This window comes from Hymenobacter sp. DG01, from assembly GCF_006352025.1.
Classification (GTDB): domain Bacteria; phylum Bacteroidota; class Bacteroidia; order Cytophagales; family Hymenobacteraceae; genus Hymenobacter.
In genome coordinates this window covers 4334309-4350174 of the sequence record NZ_CP040936.1, presented here as the reverse complement: position 1 = coordinate 4350174, position 15866 = coordinate 4334309, and the positions used below count along the sequence as shown (strand labels likewise).

Genomic DNA, 15866 nt, shown 5'->3' with positions numbered 1-15866 from the left:
GCCCTCGTTATATGCTACAGGTACGCACTGGCACTACCCCCGACCATGCCTGGGAGGTTGATTATCGCCCGAATGGGGCGATTACGGTTAATGGCCAGCCTTTCCACTGGGACCTGTTGCCGCTCGGCAATGGCCGCTATCATGTGGTACATGAAAACCGCTCCTACACGGTTGAGCTGGTTTCGGCGGACTACGCTACCAAAACGGTAGTGCTTAAGCTAAATGGGCAGCAGCTTGAGCTGCAGGCGAAAGACCGGTTTGATCTGTTGCTGGACAAGCTGGGCATGAGCAATGCCGCCTCCAGCAAGGTGAATGAGTTGAAAGCTCCTATGCCCGGCCTGATTGTAGATATCCGGGTAGCGCCGGGCCAGACGGTGCAGAAGGGTGACCCGCTGCTGGTACTGGAGGCCATGAAAATGGAAAATATTCTGAAAGCCCCGGGCGAAGGCACGGTAGCAGCCATCAAAGTCAATTTACGCGACAACGTAACCAAGGGGCAGGTTCTGATTCAGTTCAGCTAACCTGCTTTTCGTTTTTCCATTACGGCCGTAATGGGTGCCATGTGGCTTTCCGCCCCGGCACCCCTTGCGGCCTCACTACGTACATCCGCGTTCCACGCTTAACCTCTTTCGTTTTGAAGTACAACCGAATCCTGCTGAAGCTAAGCGGCGAGGCCTTGATGGGCCAGCAACAGTACGGCATTGATGCCACCCGGCTCATGCAATACGCCGAAGAAATTAAGGCCGTAGCCGCCACCGGCACGCAGGTAGCCGTGGTTATCGGAGGAGGTAACATCTTCCGGGGCGTACAGGCCGAGGCCTTCGGGCTAGACCGGGTGCAGGGCGACTATATGGGTATGCTGGCTACGGTCATCAACTCCATGGCTTTGCAAAGCGCCCTGGAAAAGCTCGATGTGAATACCCGTTTGCTTTCAGGCGTTACCATTCAGCGGGTGTGCGAGCCCTACATTCGCCGGCGGGCCCTGCGCCACCTGGAGAAGGGCCGCGTGGTTATTTTCGGCGCGGGCATAGGTTCTCCGTATTTCACCACCGACTCGGCAGCTTCCCTGCGCGCTATCGAAATTGAGGCCGATGTGGTACTGAAAGGTACCCGGGTAGATGGTATCTATACGGCTGATCCGGAAAAAGATCCCACGGCGGTTCGCTACCCCGAAATTACCTTTGATGAGGTAATGGAGAAAAACCTCAACGTGATGGACATGACGGCCTTCACGCTCTGCAAGGAAAATAACCTTCCTATCATTGTATTCGATATGAATAAGGAAGGCAACCTACAGCGCCTGTTGGACGGGCAAAGCGTGGGTACGCTGGTGAGCATGCATGGCTCCGAAGCCTACCAGGCCGCCAGACCCAGCGTTCTGCAGCCGGCGGTAAAAGGCGCTCCGGGCCAGCAAGCCTAATTTTTCCGCAAGTGCCTGGCAGTCGCCGGGCCTTACAAGCGTAACTCAACACACACCTTTCAACACTTAACTTTTTAGAAGTGGACGAAGAAATAAAGTTTTATCTGGACGAGGCAGAAGAGTCGATGGGCAAAGCGCTGCAGCACACGCAGCAGGAGTTTGCCCGCATCCGGGCCGGTAAGGCTACTCCCGCCATGCTCGACTCGCTGCGGGTGGACTACTACGGCACCCCTACCCCCATTGGGCAGGTAGCCAACGTGGCTGCCCCCGACGCCCGGACGCTGTTCATCAAGCCCTGGGAAAAGAACATGATCAGCGAAATTGCCAAGGCCATCAAGAACAGCGACCTGGGCCTGAACCCCCAGTCGGATGCGGAAGGGGTACGCCTGAACATTCCGCCCATGACGGAGGAGCGCCGCCGCGACCTGGTGAAGCAAGCCAAAAACGAATCGGAAAGCGGCAAGGTGCGCATCCGTGGTATCCGGAAGGATGTTAATGACTCCCTGCGTAAGCTGCTGAAAGACGGTGCCGCCGAGGATGATATTAAAGACGCGGAGGCCAAAGTGCAGAAGTTTACCGATACCTACATCAGCAAGGTAGATGAGCTGCTCGGCAAGAAGGAATCCGAAATCATGACCATCTGATTTCCCTACCCCCCTTCTCAATGCAAAGCCCCGGTGGATGCTATCCGCCGGGGCTTTGCGTTATTTCATATAGCTGACTTCTACTGCTGCCAGTAACCGGAAGCCTGAATGTGCTGCTCCACAGCCTCAGGCACTAGGTAGCGAATAGACTTGCCTGCCCGCACACAGTCGCGTATGAAGGTGGCCGAAATATCCAACAAGGGAGCTTTTACTATCCGCACGGCCGGATAAGTGCCTGGCTCGGAGCCAGCTACTCCCGGCCGCGGGTACACATACACTTCGTGCTCAGCCAGAATCTGGTCGGCGTGTTTCCAGCGGGGTAGGCCCGCCACGTTGTCTTCTCCCATCAGCAGCACGAAGCGCGTACCAGGGTAGCGGCCCCGAAGCTTACTCAACGTGTCGGCGGTATAGCTGGGCTTGGGCATGGTGAACTCCACATCCAGCGCCCGCAGCCGGGTATTACCGGCAATAGCCAGTTCTACCAGCTGCAACCGATCCTGCTCGGGCAACAGTTCCTGCCCTACTTTGAAAGGGCTCTGGGGAGATACCACCAGCCAGACCTCCTCCAGATCGGTATGGGTTGCCATGAAGTTGGCCAGAATCAGGTGCCCCGTGTGGATGGGGTTGAACGAACCAAAAAGCAGCCCCACTTTCCGGCCTTCATCAGGGACAGAAGCGGGGCTGCTCACAAGATAGCAGGCTCGGCGGTAATAAAGTTACGAACCAACCTTTCGGCCTCGTCAATAGCTCGCTCGAGGTCATCATTTACGATAGTGACGTCGAAGCGGTCCTCGAATGTCAGCTCGAAGTTGGCTTTGTAAAGGCGGGCAGAGATGCTGGCATCAGAGTCGGTGGCGCGGTTGCGGAGGCGCTGCTCCAAAACCTCCAGCGACGGAGGTTTTACGAACACCGCAAGGGCGCGGTCTTTGTAAAACTCCTTGATGCTGAGGCCGCCTTTCACGTCCACATCCAGCACGGAATGTTGGCCGTTGCTCCAGATGCGTTCAATCTCCGACTTCAGCGTACCATAGAAGGCACCTTCATACACCTCTTCCCATTCTACGAAGTCATCGTGGCGGATTTTCTCCTGAAACTCCTGAACGGAGATAAAGTAGTAGTCCTTGCCGTTGGCTTCGGTGCGGCCACGCTTATCGCGGGTGCACGCTGAAATAGAGAAACTTAGCTCCGGAATTCGCTCCAGCAGCCGGTGAACGATAGTGGTCTTACCGGCGCCGGAAGGAGCCGAAAAGGCGATGATTTTACCCTGCATCGGGCAAAATTAGGCCATTTCCGCTTTAACTCGCGCAAGAATTGAGTTCGACAACGAAGAAGGTGCCCCTTTACGTCCTACGTGTTGCGCCAGAAAGTCGATGAATATGTGCTGCTTCTCGATGCTATCGAAGCACGGAGAGCAATCTTGGGCATGATGGACAAAGTAGTCCTCATCCTCAGCCGTGGGGTCCTGCCCTACGATGATTTGGTCAAGAATTGTATTCACGCGTTCACAGTCGGGGCCGTTGGCGGCCGCCGAGTTCTGGTTGGTTTGCTTAGTAGAGGTCGTTTCCATAACGGGGTCCTATCCTTGAGGAGTTTATTCGTTGTCGTCGTTTGTCAATTCGTCGTCGCCTTCGCCTTCAGAGCCATAACCCATAGATTTGGCATAGCGTTCAAGCTTGTCCTTCAGAAAGTTACGAGCCCGGTGCAACCGAGAGCGCACCGTTCCGATGGGGATGTCCAGCACCTTAGCCATTTCCTCATAGGTGAACCCTTCCAGGTCGCAGAGGATAATGACGGTACGGAAATCCACGGGCAGCGAGTTGAGTGCGCTGGCTACTTCGTCGCCGATGAGGTCGCGCACGGCTTGCTGCCGCATGTCGGTTGAGGTGCTGCCGGCGTCGCCTTCGGCCTCCACATCTTCCGAGTTGTAGTACCCTTCGATTTCGCTGTAGTCAACCTTGGCGGGTTGCTTACTTTTCTTGCGAAAGTCGTTGATGAACGAATTTTTCAGGATGCGAAACAGCCACGCTTTGGCGTTCGTTCCCGGCTCGAAGTACTCAAAGAAGCGATATGCTTTCAGATAAGTTTCCTGTACGAGGTCATTTGCATCATCTTCATCGAGGGTGAGACGGAAGGCGAAGTTGTACAGAGAATCGAGCACAGGCATCAGTTCGGCCTGAAAACGCCGGTCTTTTTCCTCTTTGCTCAGTTTTGGTACTCGTTCGGGGGAGTCGCTCATGGACACAAAAAAAATTCGGCTGAATATTGGAAAAATACCGCCGTTAGACAAGTGTAGAACTTATACCATCCGCGGGAAGGAAGGTTTTACCGGCTGCTCGCCGCTCGGTTGCTACTACCAGAAACCCGTACAGAAACACGAACAGGTTAAAGCTGGTCTGCAATTCCAGCAGCGAATCGACCATCATGGCCAGTGCCTGCAGCAGCAGGAACCGATACACGTACGGGTTTCGACGCTGGGCAGGTTGCACCAAAGGCCCGAATAACACCAGAAGCCATAGACTCAGGCCCACTAAGCCGCCTCCCACCAGCTGGTGGAGGTATTGATTATGAATCATTACGCGGTTTTCGGGCCGCAGGCCGTAATTCTGCCAATCGTACTGTTGCATCATAGCCTGGTAGGCATCGGCGGGCCCTACGCCGGCTACCGGGTGCTGCCGCGCTACCACCAAAGCCGTTTGCCAGGCAGCCAGCCGGCGCGATAAGGAATACTCGTTGATGTCGCGGTTGAGCTGGAACTGCTCGATATCGTAGGTAGTGGCTCTGACCCGCTGCCGAACGGACTCCAGCGTGTTGTAGGCCGCCCAGGGAGCCAAGACCAGGGCCAGCACCAGCGCAATACCCAGCCAAAGCCGGCCCTGCACTACCAGTACTAGCAGCGCATCTATCAGCAGCATGCCGTACAGGACCATGAGCCCGGTACGATACGCCAGCACGTGCAACGTAAGCACACAAAGGGCAACGGCGACCAGCAGGCCAACGCGGACCACAGCCGTAGCTACCGCCTCGCGGCGTAACGACAGGCCGAAGAAGGTAGCCAAGGCCAGCATCAGCCCGAAATGGATGTGGAAGATGCGGGTAATGGAAGGCATGCTCTGGCCCAACCCAAATGCCAGGTTGGCGGCGGCCGGGTCCAGAAAATACTGAACTGTGGTGGCCGCCCCAACAAGGGCTACCCCGCCCACAAATAGCAACCCCACGCCAAACCGCTGCCGGCTGCTTAGGGGCACGGCCAGGCCAAACGCCAGCGGAACTCCCAGCCAAGGAAGCAGCCGATACATTTCGTGGCGCCAGGTAGCCCACTCCTGGGTGTAGAGACTACTGAGCAGCAGCAGCCCATAGAGCGCGGCCGGCGCCCACACGGTCCGGAGGCGCAGGTAGCGGGGCAGCTGCTGGCGCAGCTGCGGCGCGGTTAGCGCGGCCAGCACCCCTGCCACCGGGCTGAGGGCTACCAGTGCCCGGGACGTGAGTAACCCGGCTACCCCCGCCACACAGGCCAGCAGCAGCAGGTATTGCGACAGGCGGCCGGTGCGCCACCAAGCCTTCCATACCGGCGTGGGGGTAGTAGCAGAAGTGGTTGGTACGGTCATTCGGCCGGCAAGTAGCTTAGAAAGCAGCAGACGACAAGGCTTGCCAGTGCTGAATACGGGCTAATGCCTGCACGGGCTCCAAGGCTTTGATGCAGCTGCAGGCCGCAGGCTGAGCGCGGCAATCCTCACAATCGGGGCGGTTGAACACCAGATAATCGGCGTGGGGCCCCAGCGGAGCCCAGCGGCCCGGGTGCATGGGCCGGATGGGCGGATACAGGCCCAGAGCCTGACGACCCAGGGCCGCTGCCAGGTGCAGGGGCCCCGTGCTACCGGCCACCAGCCCATCGGCTGCCCCAATGAAGGCAATGAACTCCGGGAGGGCGAGCGTACCAGTAAGGTCGGCGGCGATGAAGGGCTGGTGCTCCCGCAGCCAGTCGCGCAGCGCCTCCCCTTCCGCCGCCGTGCCCGTGATAAACACGCGGTGCCCGGCCTGGTGGAGCAGGCGAGCCAACGTACCGAAGTGAGCCAAACCCCACTCCCGGGCGCTGCCCCGGCTGCGCGGGTGCAGAATAACGTTACACTGCGCGGGAGAACGGGCCGCCAGCAGCTCGCGCAGGGCTGGCTGCAGCGCTACCGCCGGGACCAGCTGCACGAGAGTTGCCACCGTTGTGAGGGGTAGCACCTCGGCGGTTTGAGTAAGCGGCTGGAGCAGCTGCAGATTCAATTGCGCCTCGTGCAGCGGGGAGTTTTTCCGGCTCAGGGCTACCAGGCGGTTGCAGGTAAGCCAGTGAAACCACCGGTTGCGGGTGCCAATGCGGACCGGAATGCCGGCCTGACGGGCGGCCCGGGCCAGCAGCTTGTTCGGGAATACGTGCAGGATAACATCGGCCTGCTGGGCCTGCAGGGCGGCTACCTGTCCGGCGGGAGTCAGCTGCTGGAACTCATCAATATTGAGAAACGCATCAACCCACGGACAGGCTTCGGCTACAGCCTGAGTGTAGGTGCGCCCAATAAGCACTACCCGGCAGCCGGGGTACAGCTGCTTCAACCGGCCCGCCACCGGCAAGGTCAGCACCACGTCGCCGATGGCATCGGTGCGGCTAATCAGGAAGGTTTTCATGCGGCGGCTTTGGTTTTGAGCTTGGCGAACTTCAAAAACACGCCCCAGGCCGAAATAACGGCAATGCTCAGGCCCGCGAATCCATCGAGAAAACCCAACCGGAAAAAGTAGCCGTGCGTGAATTTCCACCAGGGCTTCAGGAGCAGATGAAACACGGAAACGCGGCGCTTACCCCGCAGCCAGAGCTCATGGGCGGCAATGCTGGTGAAGCGGTTGAGCTGACTGACGTGCTGCTCCACGGAATCGTAAGAATAGTGTAGGGCGTCGCCGGCCAGGGGCAGGGGTGCCGGCTGATGAGGCTGCAGCTCGTACCGCTCGTGCAGGAGCAGGCCTTCCCACCGACCCAGGCGCCGGTCGTAGAGGCGCAGCTTGCGGTCGGGATACCAGCCGCCGTGGCGCACCCAGGAGCCGCAGTAGTTGGTGAGGCGGGCCAGGGTGTAGCCGGCCCCCTGCCAGTTCTGCCGGGCCGCCTGAATGCTCTGGCGCAGCTCTTCAGTCAGCACTTCATCGGCATCGAGTTGGAGTACGTAGTCGTGACGGGCCTGTTGGGTAGCGTAGTTTTTCTGCTCCACGTAGCCGGCAAAGGCATGCTGAATTACCCGCGCGCCCAGCTTTTGGCAAATTTCCACGGTGCCATCCGTAGAGAAGCTATCCACTACCAGCAGCTCATCGGCGATGGGACGAGCGGCTTCGAGGCAGCGGGCAATGTTGGCTTCTTCGTTGAAGGTGATGATGACGACGGACAGCGGAACCTGGGGCATAGCGCGGGCAAATATCGGGGGTTTTGCGCGGGTAGCCCGCGCTTGCCTGCAGCAGGCCTGGTGTATTCGTTTTCATCGGCTCCCGCCCTGGATTCTGGCTCAGCTGATCAGCGTATGATTCCGGTGCGGAATGCGGCCGGAGCGATGCTGGGTTCCTACCCCTGCCTGGCCTCCCAACTTGCCTTGTCGGTTACGCACCTGCCAGCCGGCACCTACTTTCTGCGCGTGCTAACCATTGCAACCGGGGCCACGGCAACGCTTCGGCTGGAAGTAACGCGCTAGCGCGGCACAGGAATCGGTGTGTCTTCTCCGAACAGTAAACGGTGCCGAAGCACCTCTCTCCTACCCACCGCGGGTGCGCCAATGCGGAGCGGATATTGCGTAACTGGCTCTAACTCCGCACTGAGGCCTGCGTATAGGCAGCCAACCATTCTTCTTTCCCATGACAACTTCTCGGTCTCTTCTGGCCCTGGTAACGGGGGCCACGGCCGGCATCGGCACCGTTACGGCCCGGGCCCTGGCCCAGCAGGGCTACCACGTTGTGCTGCTGGCCCGCAACGCCGACAAAGCCGCACGCACCCGCCACGAAATTCAGCAGCTGGCCTGGCCCGGCCGCCGCGTGGATGTGCTGCTCTGCGACCTGTCGGACCTGGCCCAGGTGCGGCGGGCGGCCGAGGAGTTCAGCCAGCGCTACGGTCACCTCGACGTGCTGGTGAACAATGCCGGGCTGGTGCTGGGAGATAAAAGGCAAGAATCGAACGGAGGCCATGAGCTGACGCTGGCGACCAACCACCTGGGCCCGTTTCTGCTCACCAGCCTGCTGCTGGAGAAGCTGCGGCAGAGCCCGGCGGCCCGCATCGTGAACGTGGCCTCTATGGCCTACATGTTTGCCAAGCCCGATTTTGAAACGCTGGAAGTAGCCGGCAAGTATTCGCCCATGCGGGCCTACGCCAACTCCAAGCTCTACAACATTATGTTCACGCAGGAGCTGGCCCGACGGCTGCGGCAGCAAGGCATCCGCAACGTGACTACCAACAGCCTGCACCCGGGCGTGGTGGCCAGCAGTTTCGGGAGCGGCTCAACGTGGCTCACGCGGGCCTTCTACAAAGCGGCTGCTCCGTTCATGACGTCGGCGGAGGAAGGCGCTCAGACCAGCATTTACTTGGCTACGGCTCCGGAAGTGGCCGACATCAGTGGCGGATATTTTGTAAAGAAACGGCCCGAAGCCGTGAAATCGGGCTTCAATACACTCGAAAATGCCCGCCGGCTCTGGCAGTGCAGCGAAGAGCTTACTGGTACCACGTTTCTGGCTGAAGCTCCGGGGGCATAAAGCAGAATACAGGCGCAAGGCAAAACATTTCCCGGGGTAGCGGCTTTACGCTGATAAATCTATGTACCTACCTGATTTCTCTTTCCTATGGAACTCGGCATAAGCTCTTTCGGGGAAATAGCCCCCGCCCACGTAGCTGGCGGCGACACCGCAGCCGCCCGACGCCTGCAGGAGCTGGTAGCCCTGGGGCGCCGCGCCGATGAGGCCGGCCTCGATGTGGTATCCATCGGGGAACACCATCGCGCCGACTACGTGGTATCGGCGCCGGAAGTGGTGCTGGCGGCTATTGCGGCCGTAACCCAGCGGGTACGGCTCACCAGCGCCGTTACGGTGCTCAGCTCCACCGACCCGGTGCGCACCTTCCAGAATTTTGCTACCCTCGATTTGATTTCCAACGGTCGGGCCGAAATTATTGCCGGCCGCGGGTCGTTTATTGAGTCGTTTCCGCTGTTTGGGCAGGATCTGAATGACTACGATGCCCTGTTCGCCGAGAAGCTGGGGCTGCTGCTGCAGCTCAATGAGCAGGAAGTGGTAACCTGGCAGGGCCGGCACCGGGCGGCCATTACGGGCAAAGGCGTATATCCGCGTCCCTTACAACCCCGGATTCCTGTTTGGATTGGCGTGGGCGGCACGCCGGCCTCCGCGGCGCGGGCCGGCTCCCTGGGCCTGGGGCTTACCATTGCCATCCTGGGCGGCGCCCCGGACCAGTACGTACCCTTCGCCGACCTCTACCGTCGCTCGGCCCAACAGGCCGGCCACGACCCCGCTACCCTCCCGCTTTGCCTGAACTGTCATTTCCATATAGCCGACACCTCGAAACAGGCGGCCGATGAGTTTTTCCCGGCCTACTCCCTGGTCATGAACCGCATTGGCCGGGAGCGGGGCTGGCGCCCGATGTCGCGTCAGCAGTTCGACTACCTCTGCGGCCCGGAAGGTCCGCTGTTTGTGGGCACGCCCCAGCAGGTAGCCGATAAGCTCGTGCGCCTGCACGGCCTGTTCCAGAATACCCGCTTCATTGGCCAGCTCATGCTAGAAGGCATGCCTCACGAGGCAGTGCTCCGTTCCACCGAGCTATTCGGGCAGGTGGTGTCCCCGGCCGTGCAGCGGGCCCTGGCACCACAGGCGGTGTAAGTACTACCAAATTCTAATGCAAACCGCCACCTCTGATTTTCGGGGGTGGCGTTGTTGTTTCCGGTACTCTGATACAATTAGACTGCAGAGCACTAGTTTCCGCTATTTATCAGGATTAACCGTGCCGGAGGGGGTAGGGTTTTCTGCAAGCATATTCAGCACCGTGTGCGACGAAGTTAGAGCGACTTGCCCTACCCTGTGAAATAGAATTCATTGCTATTCATGTAAAACTATAGAGAGAAGGGCTTACTTCTTCCCATCTTACCGCGCGTTTCACTTACTATTTACCAATATGTTAGCATTAGCCTGGACCGCCCTGAATGTTCTATTGTTTGTTCTGGTTGTGTATGCGTGGGTAAGAGTCTTCAAGCTCTTGCGACGAGAAATAGGAGTAGGCCTGGCCCTGTTGTTTCTGCTAAGCCTTAGTGCTTTCAGAAGCGGCCGCGACGAGGCTTCAGGGAAGGCTCAAAACCTGGCCACGCCTGACCCTACACGCAAGGGGCTGGGTAATTGGAGTACGCATGCGGTTATTCCGATGAACGTGAATAACAAGCTCAATCTTATCATAGAAGGCAAATGGACGGACTCTACCTTCCAGGCATACGGCCTGTATGCTACCGTTTCCGGGCTGCTGGCAGGCCATGAATGGAAGCCAATAGCGGGAGCAGTAAACGCCGATGAAAAGCAGCTGCACTACCAGATAGTCGTACTGCACAACTGGAAGCTATTCGGCAACACTATATACACCAACTCCGACGAGTACACAGGTATTATAGCTAGTAGCCACGACTAACACAGGTTAACGAAAAGGGTCGTTCCTGCGCAGGAACGACCCTTTTCGTTAACCTGTGCTACCACCATCCGATGAGTAAACCCACCGCAGGGCCCGCACAGAAGCAATTTAATACCCGGGGTTCTGGGGGAGTTTCCAGCTTTGGGCGTCGTTCAGAGAGATGGGCAGCAGCGGGAAGGGGTTTACGGAAGACTCCATAGCTAGGTGCGACATGGCCCGCCCGCGCACATCGGGCAGCAGGGTGGCCATGTAGCGGCCCGTCCGAATCAGGTCCCACAGGCGCAGCGACTCCTCGCCAAACTCCACGCGACGCTCGTGCCAGATGGCATTCAGCAGCGCCTGCCCCGAAAGGCCAGGAGACAGGTCGGGCAGGGTGCCGGCCGGGGTGTTGGCCGGATCGTAGGAGAGGGTACCCAACCGGGTGCCGGGCGGCCGGGTAGACATGCGCGCCCGCTGCCGTACCTGATTAACCAAAGTCACGGCTTCGGCCGACCGGTTGAGTTGAGCAGCGGCTTCGGCCTTCATCAGCAGAATGTCGGCATAGCGCAGCTTCCGAATGTTCTGGGGTCCCGATTCCGGAGCATTGGGGGCGAGAATGGCCGCCTTGCGGTTAAAATAGCCCGTAGCGTTTTGCGTGAGGTCTACGGGGTTGAGGACGCCCAGCACGATGTCGTTGTTCTTGATAACCGTGACTTCGAGGCGCGGGTCGTTAGACTCAAACTCGTCCACCAAGTTCTGGGTGGGGTTATTGAAACCGTAGCCAAACGTGCGGCGGTTGTTCTGGAAGATGTTGTTGGTGGTACCTATCGAGATAGGACCATACGTGTCGTTAGAGGAGCCGAACTGAATTTCAAACAACGACTCACTGCTGTTCTCGCCGATATCCTGGTGAATGGCCGCGTAGTTGGCCAACAGGCTGTACTGGCCTGAGTTGATGATGGTGCTCGTCAGGTCGTACACCTCCTGCCAGGTGTGGTTGTTGCCATTTACGGTGCCCAGCTGGTACATAATGGCGCGGGCCAGGTAGCCGATGGCCGCCCCTTTGGTCGCGCGGCCCAGGTCGGCGGCGGGGTAGGCGCTTTTCTCCGGCAGCAGCGTGGCGGCTTCCTTCAAATCCTTCTCAATGAATGCATACGTCTGGGCGATGGTGGCGCGGGTTACGTTGGGCGCTTCCGTAGGGGTAGGCGTTTTCTCAAACAGCGGCACACCCCCGAAGCCCTTCACCAGGTTGAAATAGAAATACGCCCGCAGGAAGAGCGCTTCACCCTTCAAACGTGCCTTTAGGGCTGCATCAATAGTACCCGCATCAACGTTGTTGATGACTGTGTTGGCGCGGGCAATACCCGTAAAGCTGTGCACCCACAGCGTGGTGACGGGCCCGTTAGAGGGCGGAATATTCCAGGATTTGAGCTCAATCAGGGGAAGGAAGTCGCTGGGTGAGCTGCCACCCTTTTCAGAATCATCGGTCATTAAGTCCCCAAACATCCATTCGTAGGTCTGGGGCACGTATTCGCCACTGGGGTCGCCCCATTTGGGGCCCTGGTCCCAGGCAGCCACATCGTACACGGCATTGATGGCTTGTACGGCGTTGGTGGGATCTTTGAAAAGATTATCCTGAGTGGTAGTACCCAGGGGTTCCTTATCCAGAAAGCTCTGGCAGCCCGGAGCCAGGACCGTAGTCAGGAGCAGGCCGAGCAAAGCAACGCGGGTGAATTTCATATGCGGGGGTAGGAAAAGCTAATTAGAACTGCACATTGAAGCCCAGGCGATAGGTGCGCGCCTGCGGATAGTTGCCGTAGTCGACGCCGTAGGCCAGGGGGTTGTTGTAGAAGGCCGCCGTTGAAATTTCGGGGTCGTAGCCGGTGTACTTGGTGATGGTAAACACGTTATCAACCGAAGCAAACACCCGGGCACCCTTCACCTGAATCTTGCTCAGGAAAGCCTGGGGCAGCGTATAGCCCAGCTCCATGTTGCGGGCGCGCAGGTAGCTGGCGTCTTCCACGTAGCGGCTGCTGAGGCGGTCGTTGCCGTTGGTATCGTCGGAGGTGACGCGGGGCTGGTTGCTGTTGGGGTTGCTGGGCGTCCAGCGGTCCATGCGGCTGGCGTAGAAGTTGCTCCACACGCCCACAAAGTCAGCCGACTTGTTCAGGTTGAAGGCCGCGCCGTTCAGGGCTTCGGCCCCCTGCACCCCGTACAGCAGAATCTTGAAGTCAAAGCCCGAGTAGTTCAGGTTAACAGAGGCGCCGTAGCTGAAATCGGGGGTAGCGCTGCCGAGGTAGGTATTGTCGGCCGCCGTAATTGTGCCGTCGCCGTTGGTGTCCTGGTACCGTACGTCGCCGGGCCGCGCGCCCGGTTGCACCAGGGCTCCGGCAGCGTTTTTATACGCGTCAATCTCGCCCTGATTGTGAAACACGCCATCGGCCTTCAAACCGTAGAAGTAGGCTATTTCGCGGCCCACGCCGGTGCGGGTGGTGTTACCGATCTGCGTCAGCACGTTGCCGCTGGAGATGGGGTTGCCGCCGCCCAGGCTGGTTACTTCGTTGTTGATTTTGGTGAAGTTGAGGCCTACGTTGTACTGGAGCTTGCCCACCGCGTTGCGGTAGTTAAGGGCCAACTCTAGGCCACGGTTGCGCAGAGCGCCCACGTTGGCGCTGGCGGGTGCTTGACCTACGTAATCGGGCACCGGAAGCAGGGCAATCATGTCGCGGGTGCGCCGCTCGTAGTAGTCGGCCGTCAAGCTCAGTTTGCTGTTAAACAGCTCGGCATCAATACCCACGTCGGTAGTGACGGCCGTTTCCCACTTCAGGTCCGGGTTGTTGATCTGGCTGATGGCTAGGCCCGGAGCCGCCACGCCGTTGAAGGAGTAGGTTTGGTTGTTGGCCGCCACCGAGGCATAGCCATAGTTGGGGGCCGCGTTCTGGTTGCCCACCTGGCCGTAGCTGGCCCGCAGCTTCAGCACCGACAGGTAGCTGGCGCTCTTCAGGAAGTTTTCGTTGGAGATATTCCAGGCGGCCCCCACCGACGGGAACGTGCCCGTGCGCACTGGCCCGAGGAACTTCGAGGTCTGGTCGAAGCGCAGAGTACCCGTGATGAGGTATTTGTCGCGGAAGTTGTAGTTGGCCCGGCCAAAGTAAGATATCAGGCCCCCGTCGTACTGGGAGCTGCGCACTACGTTGCCAGTGCTACGCGAGGCCGAAGCGTATTGCAGCGAGGTAGCAGCCGGCACGTTGTAGGCCGTGATGGAAATACCGTTGCCATAGCCGCGCTGTGCCTCCTGGCCTAGCGTAGCCGAAAAGGAGCTGTTGTCGGCGAAAGTTTTGTTGTAGTTGGCATAGTTCGACCACACCCACGAAACGTTTTCCGTGCGCGTTTCGATGAGCGCGCTCTGAGCCCGCTGGTCTACCGGCCCGATGTAGTACTGCGGCTGGTATAGTTTGGGGTGGTTGTTGAAGTAGTTGATGCCAAACGTAGAGCGGAACGACAGGTTCTTGAACAGCGAAATATCAAGGTAGTTGCTGCTGAACAGGTTGTTGTTCTGAACCTTATTGTATTTCTGCTCGTCGAGGTAGCGCGGCACGTTCAGGGCATTGCGCGTGATAACGTCCTCGTTATAGGTGCCGTTGGGGCCGAACGGGTTGAGCACCGGGTTGGTTTGCAGGGCGTATTGCAGCACCAGGTAAGGCTGCGAGCCGCCCTGGCCGTCGCCAGAGCCGGTCTGGTCGTTGTGGGTAAAGGTGGCTGCCACACCCGCCTTAATACGCTTGGTAAGCACGATGTCGTCGTTCACCCGCAGCACGTACTTCTTGAAGCCCGAGTTCTTGATGATACCATCTTGCTGGAAGTAGCTGCCACTTACCAGGAAGCGGTTCTGCTCGGTGCCGCCGGAGGCCGACAAGCTGTAGTTGGTAATCAGGCCCCGCTGCGTAACTAAGTCCTGGTAGTCAACGCCTTTGGCGTTGGTAGCAATGGCCTCCTGCAGCTGCGGCGCATAGTCGGGTAGAGGCTTATTGGCATTGTTGAAGGCCTCCGTTACAAGCGTGGCGTACTGCGCGGCGGTGGTAAGGGGGCAGCGTGCGCCGAATCTGCTGAAAGCCCGTATAGCCCGACAGGTTGAACTGCGTAGCGCCGGCCTTGCCGTGTTTGGTGGTGATGAGCACTACCCCGTTCGCGCCGCGCGAGCCATAGATGGCCGTGGCCGAAGCATCCTTCAGAATCTCCGTCGACTCGATATCGGCGGGCAGCAAAAAGCCGATGTCGCTGGTCTGGATGCCGTCCACCACGTACAGCGGGGCGCTGTTGTTGATAGTGCCCACGCCGCGCACCCGGATGCGCGTGCCGGAGCCCGGCTGCCCGCTGTTCGAGGTTACTTCCACGCCCGACACGCGGCCTTGCAACGACTGCACGGGGTCGGAGGTGGCTACCTGGGTGAGTTGGGTGCCGCTTACGGAAGCTACGGCACCCGTCAGGTCGCTTTTACGGGCCGTGCCGTAGCCGATAACCACTACCTCACTTAGCGCCTGCGAATCCTCAACCAGCGTCACCGACAGATTGGTGGTAGCACCGGTTACGGGCACCTCGCGGCGCGTGAACCCCACGAAGCTGAATATCAGCACGCTGTTTTCGGGAGCCTGCAAAGTAAACTCGCCGTCGGAGCCCGTGCTGGCGCCAATGGTAGTACCTTTTACTACCACCGTTACGCCCGGCAACCCCGCTCCTTTGGCATCTACTACCCGCCCCGAAATGGTGACGTCCGCTACTACGAAATCGTTTGTGTTGGAAGCGTTTGCGGAGGTGGGTTTCGCAGGAATCCGTAACACCACGCGGCCATTGTTTACTTCATACTCCAGCTTCAGCGGAGCCAGCACTTCGTCGAGTACCGTGGCCAGGGGCTCATCGGTAGCGCGCACGGTCACGCGGCGGTCCGATTTAATCAGCTGCTGGCTGTACACAAACCGCACGTCGGCCTGCTTGGCAATGCGGTTAAGAGCTTCTTTAATGGTCTGACCTTCTACCTGCAGGGTAATTTTGCGGTCCAGTACCGTTTGCACGAAAACGGGCCGGGCGGTAGCCATGCTGGTCAGCAGGCAGCCCAGTACGCCTTGCAAAATCAGTGCTTTGGCCG

General features: G+C 59.0%; 17 protein-coding genes. 7 read left to right on the top strand and 10 right to left on the bottom strand.

The genetic code is table 11. The features are described from left to right. The first annotated feature begins 11 nt into the window (after positions 1 to 11). The 3 genes from FGZ14_RS18480 to frr all read left to right on the top strand — a co-directional run bounded on the left by FGZ14_RS18480 (position 12) and on the right by frr (position 2064). Positions 12 to 521 carry a biotin/lipoyl-containing protein gene (locus FGZ14_RS18480; protein WP_139925656.1) on the top strand — a complete coding sequence of 170 codons (510 nt, stop codon included), beginning with the start codon at positions 12 to 14 and terminating at the stop codon, positions 519 to 521. 113 nt (positions 522 to 634) lie between these two features. After that, positions 635 to 1420, top strand: coding sequence for a UMP kinase (pyrH, locus tag FGZ14_RS18475; protein WP_139925655.1), 786 nt, complete (start codon positions 635 to 637; stop codon positions 1418 to 1420). 80 nt (positions 1421 to 1500) lie between these two features. Then, positions 1501 to 2064 (top strand): ribosome recycling factor, encoded by a 564-nt coding sequence (gene frr, locus FGZ14_RS18470; protein WP_139925654.1) that lies wholly within the window; start codon positions 1501 to 1503, stop codon positions 2062 to 2064. Between the two features lie 80 nt (positions 2065 to 2144). Here frr and nadD read toward each other — a convergent pair whose 3' ends face one another. Genes nadD through FGZ14_RS18440 form a run of 7 tightly spaced genes read right to left on the bottom strand, consistent with a single transcriptional unit; the run spans position 2145 to position 7490 of the window. Further along, positions 2145 to 2753, bottom strand: a complete 609-nt coding sequence (gene nadD / locus FGZ14_RS18465) for a nicotinate (nicotinamide) nucleotide adenylyltransferase (protein WP_139925653.1) — start codon at positions 2751 to 2753, stop codon at positions 2145 to 2147. Then, on the bottom strand, positions 2750 to 3334 hold the full coding sequence (gmk, locus tag FGZ14_RS18460) for a guanylate kinase (protein ID WP_139925652.1): 585 nt from the start codon (positions 3332 to 3334) through the stop codon (positions 2750 to 2752). Before gmk ends, nadD begins: the two co-directional genes overlap by 4 nt. A gap of 9 nt (positions 3335 to 3343) precedes the next feature. Further along, positions 3344 to 3631 (bottom strand): hypothetical protein, encoded by a 288-nt coding sequence (locus tag FGZ14_RS21830; RefSeq protein ID WP_180754411.1) that lies wholly within the window; start codon positions 3629 to 3631, stop codon positions 3344 to 3346. A 24-nt stretch (positions 3632 to 3655) separates the two neighbouring features. Next, positions 3656 to 4300: a sigma-70 family RNA polymerase sigma factor gene (locus tag FGZ14_RS18455; protein WP_139925651.1), complete on the bottom strand. Its 645-nt coding sequence runs from the start codon at positions 4298 to 4300 to the stop codon at positions 3656 to 3658. A gap of 43 nt (positions 4301 to 4343) precedes the next feature. Then, the gene (locus FGZ14_RS18450) at positions 4344 to 5669 is read right to left on the bottom strand and encodes an O-antigen ligase family protein (protein ID WP_139925650.1); all 1326 of its coding nucleotides are present in this window, start codon (positions 5667 to 5669) and stop codon (positions 4344 to 4346) included. Positions 5670 to 5685: 16 nt separating this feature from the next. Continuing rightward, on the bottom strand, positions 5686 to 6729 hold the full coding sequence (locus tag FGZ14_RS18445) for a glycosyltransferase family 9 protein (protein ID WP_139925649.1): 1044 nt from the start codon (positions 6727 to 6729) through the stop codon (positions 5686 to 5688). Beyond that, positions 6726 to 7490 carry a glycosyltransferase family 2 protein gene (locus tag FGZ14_RS18440; RefSeq protein ID WP_139925648.1) on the bottom strand — a complete coding sequence of 255 codons (765 nt, stop codon included), beginning with the start codon at positions 7488 to 7490 and terminating at the stop codon, positions 6726 to 6728. The genes FGZ14_RS18445 and FGZ14_RS18440 overlap by 4 nt, the downstream gene beginning before the upstream one ends. Before the next feature lie 42 nt (positions 7491 to 7532). Here FGZ14_RS18440 and FGZ14_RS18435 point away from each other — a divergent pair, with 42 nt between their 5' ends. The 4 genes from FGZ14_RS18435 (at position 7533) to FGZ14_RS18420 (ending at position 10744) form a co-directional block, all read left to right on the top strand. Next, on the top strand, positions 7533 to 7772 hold the full coding sequence (locus tag FGZ14_RS18435; protein WP_139925647.1) for a hypothetical protein: 240 nt from the start codon (positions 7533 to 7535) through the stop codon (positions 7770 to 7772). A gap of 160 nt (positions 7773 to 7932) precedes the next feature. Further along, a complete protein-coding gene (locus FGZ14_RS18430; protein ID WP_139925646.1) occupies positions 7933 to 8820 on the top strand; it encodes an SDR family oxidoreductase in 888 nt (295 codons plus the stop codon). An 87-nt stretch (positions 8821 to 8907) separates the two neighbouring features. Next, complete coding sequence (locus FGZ14_RS18425) at positions 8908 to 9951, top strand: LLM class flavin-dependent oxidoreductase (RefSeq protein ID WP_139925645.1); 1044 nt, start codon at positions 8908 to 8910, stop codon at positions 9949 to 9951. 292 nt (positions 9952 to 10243) lie between these two features. Beyond that, positions 10244 to 10744 carry a hypothetical protein gene (locus tag FGZ14_RS18420; protein WP_219601035.1) on the top strand — a complete coding sequence of 167 codons (501 nt, stop codon included), beginning with the start codon at positions 10244 to 10246 and terminating at the stop codon, positions 10742 to 10744. 108 nt (positions 10745 to 10852) lie between these two features. On the opposite strand, the gene FGZ14_RS18415 is transcribed toward FGZ14_RS18420, so the two are convergent. From FGZ14_RS18415 to FGZ14_RS18405, 3 genes are read right to left on the bottom strand one after another with little or no spacing between them, the layout of a single operon-like run. Continuing rightward, positions 10853 to 12463, bottom strand: coding sequence for a RagB/SusD family nutrient uptake outer membrane protein (locus tag FGZ14_RS18415; protein WP_139925643.1), 1611 nt, complete (start codon positions 12461 to 12463; stop codon positions 10853 to 10855). 22 nt (positions 12464 to 12485) lie between these two features. Further along, positions 12486 to 14843, bottom strand: coding sequence for a SusC/RagA family TonB-linked outer membrane protein (locus tag FGZ14_RS18410; protein ID WP_139925642.1), 2358 nt, complete (start codon positions 14841 to 14843; stop codon positions 12486 to 12488). Then, positions 14749 to 15849, bottom strand: a complete 1101-nt coding sequence (locus FGZ14_RS18405; RefSeq protein WP_139925641.1) for a SusC/RagA family TonB-linked outer membrane protein — start codon at positions 15847 to 15849, stop codon at positions 14749 to 14751. Before FGZ14_RS18405 ends, FGZ14_RS18410 begins: the two co-directional genes overlap by 95 nt. Between the last annotated feature and the right edge of the window lie 17 nt (positions 15850 to 15866).

Bases quoted from the DNA above. Each gene is read 5' to 3' on its own strand.
- FGZ14_RS18450 (WP_139925650.1), bottom strand. From the start codon at position 5,669: ATGACCGTACCAACCACTTCTGCTACTACCCCCACGCCGGTATGGAAG.
- FGZ14_RS18430 (WP_139925646.1), top strand. From the start codon at position 7,933: ATGACAACTTCTCGGTCTCTTCTGGCCCTGGTAACGGGGGCCACGGCC.
- FGZ14_RS18425 (WP_139925645.1), top strand. From the start codon at position 8,908: ATGGAACTCGGCATAAGCTCTTTCGGGGAAATAGCCCCCGCCCACGTA.
- FGZ14_RS21830 (WP_180754411.1), bottom strand. From the start codon at position 3,631: ATGGAAACGACCTCTACTAAGCAAACCAACCAGAACTCGGCGGCCGCC.
- FGZ14_RS18480 (WP_139925656.1), top strand. From the start codon at position 12: ATGCTACAGGTACGCACTGGCACTACCCCCGACCATGCCTGGGAGGTT.
- FGZ14_RS18420 (WP_219601035.1), top strand. From the start codon at position 10,244: ATGTTAGCATTAGCCTGGACCGCCCTGAATGTTCTATTGTTTGTTCTG.
- FGZ14_RS18445 (WP_139925649.1), bottom strand. From the start codon at position 6,729: ATGAAAACCTTCCTGATTAGCCGCACCGATGCCATCGGCGACGTGGTG.
- FGZ14_RS18440 (WP_139925648.1), bottom strand. From the start codon at position 7,490: ATGCCCCAGGTTCCGCTGTCCGTCGTCATCATCACCTTCAACGAAGAA.
- gmk (WP_139925652.1), bottom strand. From the start codon at position 3,334: ATGCAGGGTAAAATCATCGCCTTTTCGGCTCCTTCCGGCGCCGGTAAG.
- FGZ14_RS18455 (WP_139925651.1), bottom strand. From the start codon at position 4,300: ATGAGCGACTCCCCCGAACGAGTACCAAAACTGAGCAAAGAGGAAAAA.
- FGZ14_RS18415 (WP_139925643.1), bottom strand. From the start codon at position 12,463: ATGAAATTCACCCGCGTTGCTTTGCTCGGCCTGCTCCTGACTACGGTC.